The sequence below is a fragment of the Streptomyces sp. KR55 genome (genome assembly GCF_052245645.1).
GTDB lineage: Bacteria > Actinomycetota > Actinomycetes > Streptomycetales > Streptomycetaceae > Streptomyces > Streptomyces flavusporus.
In genome coordinates, this window is sequence record NZ_JBQQCE010000615.1 from 1 (window position 1) to 4,684 (window position 4,684).

At 71.6% G+C, this 4,684-nt stretch carries 5 protein-coding genes; 3 read left to right on the forward strand and 2 right to left on the reverse strand.

The features are described 5' to 3' along the window. Together ACTWQJ_RS46680 and ACTWQJ_RS46685 are read left to right on the forward strand one after the other, a co-directional pair. On the forward strand, positions 1-1,038 hold a 1,038-nt coding region (locus ACTWQJ_RS46680), incomplete at its 5' end, for an aconitase family protein (RefSeq protein ID WP_443312454.1). Positions 1,039-1,144: 106 nt separating this feature from the next. Then, the gene (locus ACTWQJ_RS46685; protein WP_443312455.1) at positions 1,145-2,644 is read left to right on the forward strand and encodes a serine/threonine-protein kinase; all 1,500 of its coding nucleotides are present in this window, start codon (positions 1,145-1,147) and stop codon (positions 2,642-2,644) included. A gap of 33 nt (positions 2,645-2,677) precedes the next feature. Here ACTWQJ_RS46685 and ACTWQJ_RS46690 read toward each other — a convergent pair whose 3' ends face one another. Next, complete coding sequence (locus ACTWQJ_RS46690; RefSeq protein WP_443312456.1) at positions 2,678-3,718, reverse strand: alpha/beta fold hydrolase; 1,041 nt, start codon at positions 3,716-3,718, stop codon at positions 2,678-2,680. Between the two features lie 174 nt (positions 3,719-3,892). Next, positions 3,893-4,063, reverse strand: coding sequence for a hypothetical protein (locus tag ACTWQJ_RS46695; RefSeq protein ID WP_443312457.1), 171 nt, complete (start codon positions 4,061-4,063; stop codon positions 3,893-3,895). Between the two features lie 158 nt (positions 4,064-4,221). On the opposite strand from ACTWQJ_RS46695, the gene ACTWQJ_RS46700 reads away from it, so the two are divergent. After that, the coding region (locus tag ACTWQJ_RS46700) for an ABATE domain-containing protein (protein WP_443312458.1) at positions 4,222-4,684 on the forward strand (463 nt) is incomplete at its 3' end.

Below are 4,684 nucleotides of genomic sequence, written 5' to 3' on the forward strand. Positions count from 1 at the left end.
GTCCGGGGCCGGCAGACCGCGCCGGGTGTGAGCTTCGACGTCAATCCCACCTCCCGCGAGATCCTGCAGGACCTCACCCGCGCCGGGGGGACCTTCGACCTGCTGGCGGCCGGTGCGCGACTGCACCAGGCCGGCTGCCTGGGCTGCATCGGCATGGGCCAGGCCCCCGCCGCCGGACGCAACTCGCTGCGCACCTTCCCCCGCAACTTCCCCGGCCGCTCCGGCACCGAGGACGACGCGGTGTGGCTCTGCTCCCCGGAGACCGCGACCGCCTCCGCACTCACCGGGACCATCACCGATCCGCGCGACTGGGCCGCCGACCACGACGTGCCGTACCCGCACCTGGACCTGCCCGACCGGGCCACGGTCAACACGGCCATGCTCGAACCCCCGCCACCTCCCGACGAGGCGGCCGGCGTCCGACTGGAGCGCGGGCCCAACATCTCCGCCCTGCCCGACTTCGACCCGCTGCCCGACACGCTCGACGTACCGGTCCTGCTCAAGGCGGGCGACCACGTCTCCACCGACGAGATCTCCCCCGCCGGTGCCAGGGCGCTGCCGTACCGCTCCAACATCCCCAAGCTCGCCGAGTTCACCCTCACCCGGCTCGACCCCGACTACCCCCGGCGCGCCGCGGAGCTGCGCGAGAGCGGCGGGCATGTGATCGTCGCCGGCGAGAACTGGGGCCAGGGCTCCTCCCGGGAACACGCCGCGATCACCCTGCGCCACCTGGGACTGCGCGCCGTCATCGCCCTCACCTACGCCCGCATCCACTGGCAGAACCTCGCCAACTTCGGCGTACTCGCCCTGGAGTTCACCGATCCCGACGACTACACGCGCGTCCAGCCCGGCGACCGGCTCCGCCTGGACGGCCTGCACAAGGCGCTCACTCCCGGCGCCCCGCCGACCGTCACCGTCCACAGCACCGGCCGCGACGAGACGTACCGGCTGCGCCACCGCCTCTCGGACCGGCAGCGGGAGACCGTCCTCGCCGGTGGCACGATTCCGGCCCTCGCCCGGCGCAGCCGGTCGACATGACCGGCCGCCCCAGGGACGCGCCGGGGCGCATGACCGACAGCGACCTCGGCCGTCAACGCGCCGGTACCGTCACCGGGGAATCTGCTCCTGCCCTAATCTGAGGCACGTGAACGCACCGGGGGACATGATCGACGGACGTTTCGAGTTGCTCCAGCGGCTCGGCAGCGGAGGAATGGGCACGGTGTGGCGGGCCCGGGACACCGTGCTGCAGCGCGAAGTCGCCCTCAAGGCCGTACGCCCGGACGCGGAGGCCTCGCCTGCCGTACGTGAGCGGGTCATGCGCGAGGCGAGGGCACTGGCGCGGCTCAGCAATCCCCATGTGGTGACGGTCCACCAGATCATCGAGGCGGACCCCCACCCGTGGATCGTGATGGAGCTGGTCCCTGGCAGCTCGCTCCAACAGCGGGTGGACGACGGCCCGTTGAGCCCGGTGGAGGCGGCGCGCATCGGCCGCCAGGTGCTGGCCGGTCTGCGCGCCGCGCATGCGACGGGCATCCAGCACCGGGACGTCAAACCCGCGAACATCCTGCTCCGCCCCGACGGCACCGCCGTCCTCACCGACTTCGGCATCGCCGCCCTCCAGGGCGCGACCGCGCTGACGGCCACGGGCGAACTCGTCGGCTCACCCGAGTACATGGCCCCCGAGCGGCTCCGCGGGCACGACGACGATCCGGCGTCCGACCTGTGGTCCCTCGGGCTGGTCCTGTACGTGTGCGTGGAGGGCGTGAGTCCGCTGCGCCGCGCGACGACGCTCGCCACCCTGGCCGCGGTTCTCGAGGACCCTGTTCCCCCGCCCCTGCGCTCCGGCCCGCTCGCCCCCGTCCTCCAGTCCCTCCTCGTACGCGACCCGGCGGCACGCCCCGGCGCCGAGCAGTTGGACGCGCTGTTGGCGCAGGTCGAGTCCGGCACCGCACCGCCGTGGGCCCAGCCGACTCCGGCGGCGGCACCCGTGCCGCCGCCGGCCCCGGCCGCGACGCCCACACGGCAGGACCTCCCCCGCCCCGGGCGCCCGGCCCCTCGCCGTACACCCGTCCTCGTCGCCGTGACCGCCGTCCTGGCCGTCGGCGCGGCCACCGCACTCGCGCTCACCCTGCGCGCCCCCGGCGACCAGAAGAAGGACGAGACGACCGCCGGTGCCGTCGGCGCAGCGGGCGGCTCCGCGACGAGCACGTCGTCCGCATCGACCGCCCTCACGACGCCCCCGAGCCCGACACCGAAGCGGACTCCGACGCCCGCACCGACCGGTCCCGAGGCGTCCCCCACCCCGGCCGGAGACGGCCGCTGGATCGCCCAGCTGCACTCCGAACCGCTCTCCGCGGGCACCGCAGCCCGCGACCGGCGCCTCGCCCGGATCCGCGAATCCGTGCCGGAGGCCGTCTTCCTGCGCAGTGACGACTACGCCTCCCTCCGCCCGGGCTACTGGGTGATCCACGCCCCGGGGCCCTTCGTCGACGGCCACGCCGCACTCGCCTTCTGCGCCGAGCGCGGGCGTACGACGGTGAACGGCTGCATCGGCCGCTATCTGAGCACCAGTCCGGCCGATTTCGCTCTCCAGTGCCGCCCACCGGCAGCGAACCCCACGGGCCGCTGCACCCGTGACAGATAGTGCCCTGGAGGTCCAGTGCCTCGGTTTCTGGCGCTAGGGACGGTTGAACCCGTCGGCTTCGAGGACGGCTCGGGCGAATTCCGCGGGTGCTTCCTGCGGCACGTTGTGGCCGATGTTCTTCAGGGTTTGGTGCGCGTAAGGGCCGGTGAACTTGTCGCGGTAGGACGAGCCGTCACCCGCGGGCGTGAAGGGATCCTTCTCGCCGTCGAGGGTGACGGTGGGTACGGCGATCGTGGGGCCCGCGGCAAGCTGCTGCTCGAGCCGGTCGTGGCGCGGGTCGCCGTCGGCCAGGCCCAGCCGCCAGCGGTAGTTGTGGACGACGATGTCGACGTAGTCCGGGTTGTCGAAGGCGGTGGCCGTGCGCTCGAAGGCGGCGTCGTCGAAGCGCCGGCCCGGGGAGTTGAACTCCCAGACGAGCCGGGCCAGATCGTGCCGGTACTGCTCGTTCTCGAGTCCGAGCCGGCCCCGTTCCGTGGCGAAGTAGTACTGGTACCACCACGCCCACTCCGCCTTCGGCGGCAGGGGTGACTTGTTGCGTTCGCGGTTGGTGATCAGATAGCCGGTCACGGAGACCAGGGCCCGGCAGCGTTCCGGCCAGAGCGCGGCGATGATGTCGGCCGTCCGCGATCCCCAGTCGAATCCGGCCAGCACCGCCTTGTCGATCTTCAGGGCGTCCATCAGGGCGATGATGTCGAGCGCCACCACCGCCTGCTGGGCGTTGCGGAACGTCCGTTCCGACAGGAATCCCGTCGTGCCGTGGCCCCGCAGGTAGGGCACGATCACCCGGTACCCCCGCGCGGCGAGCAGCGGCGCCACGTCGGTGAAGCTGTGGATGTCGTAGGGCCAGCCGTGCAGGCAGATGACCACGGGCCCGCGGGCGGGACCGACCTCCGCGTAGCCGACGTTCAGCTCGCCGGCCCGGATCTGCTTCAGACGGCCGAAGGACGTGTGCCCCGCCCCGGCCGCCGACTCCGTCCCGCCCATCGCGGCCGCCGAACCGCTGGACCATCCGGCGAGAGTCGCCCCAGCGGCACCCACGCCCACGATCTTGCCGAAGCTCCGCCTGTCGAACATCTGGACTTTCCTTTCGTCATCAGCGTGTCCTGCGTTCTCCGTGGCCATGCGATCAGAAGACCTGCGCGAAGCAGCCGAATCCGATCACGGCCGCCGTCGCGATCACCGCGAGGACTGTGAACATCCGTCGCGCCTGCACCGGAATCCTCGGCGCCCTTGTCGCTCGGCGCGGCTCTACAGGCATGTACGCACGAGCCATTCGTCCTCGTTGTACGCGTCTCGCGCCGGATCCGGCACCGTGGCCGGCCGCTCCTCGACCGTGTCCTCCAGGCGAATGCGCTCCGGCAGCCTGCCGAACCGCGCTCGGCGCGCCACCTCCGCGGCGTCCGTGTAAGTGACAGTCATGCTCAGCTCCTTTCTCGACACGCCAGCGACAGAATTGCGTCACTGGTTCAACTGGTGACGATACTTGCAGCCGACCCGTCACCCGTCAAGCTGGTGACGATGCGTGAGGGCCGGTGACGCGATTGCGGAACCTCGCAGTCACCCGTCAGAATGGTGATGTGAATCTGGATCATGTCTTCGTGTGCGGAAACCCGGCGCTCGACTTCGCAGCGACACTCCGGGCCCGCCGATCCGTACGGTTCGAAATGTTCGTGTCGCCGGACCGGCTGGACGCCTGGTACCTGGAATCCGGAGTCGTGGATGCCGTTTCGCCGAGCCAGGAATCCGACGTCGAGCAGGCCATAGCGGTACGGGAGGCCGTCTACGCGCTGGCCACCAACCGTCGGCTCGGCGAGCCGTACGACACGGAAGCGCTCGCTGTGCTGAACGACGCCGCCCGCAGGCCCCCCGCCACACCGCAGCTCACCCCGGCGGGCCGGTGGACGGCGGCGACTCCGGAGCAGGCACTGTCCACTGTGGCACGGCACGCCGTCGAGCTCCTGAGCGGACCGGATGTGCCACTCATCAAGGAGTGCGGCAATCCGGAGTGCACCCGCATCTACATCGACCGGTCGCGCGGCA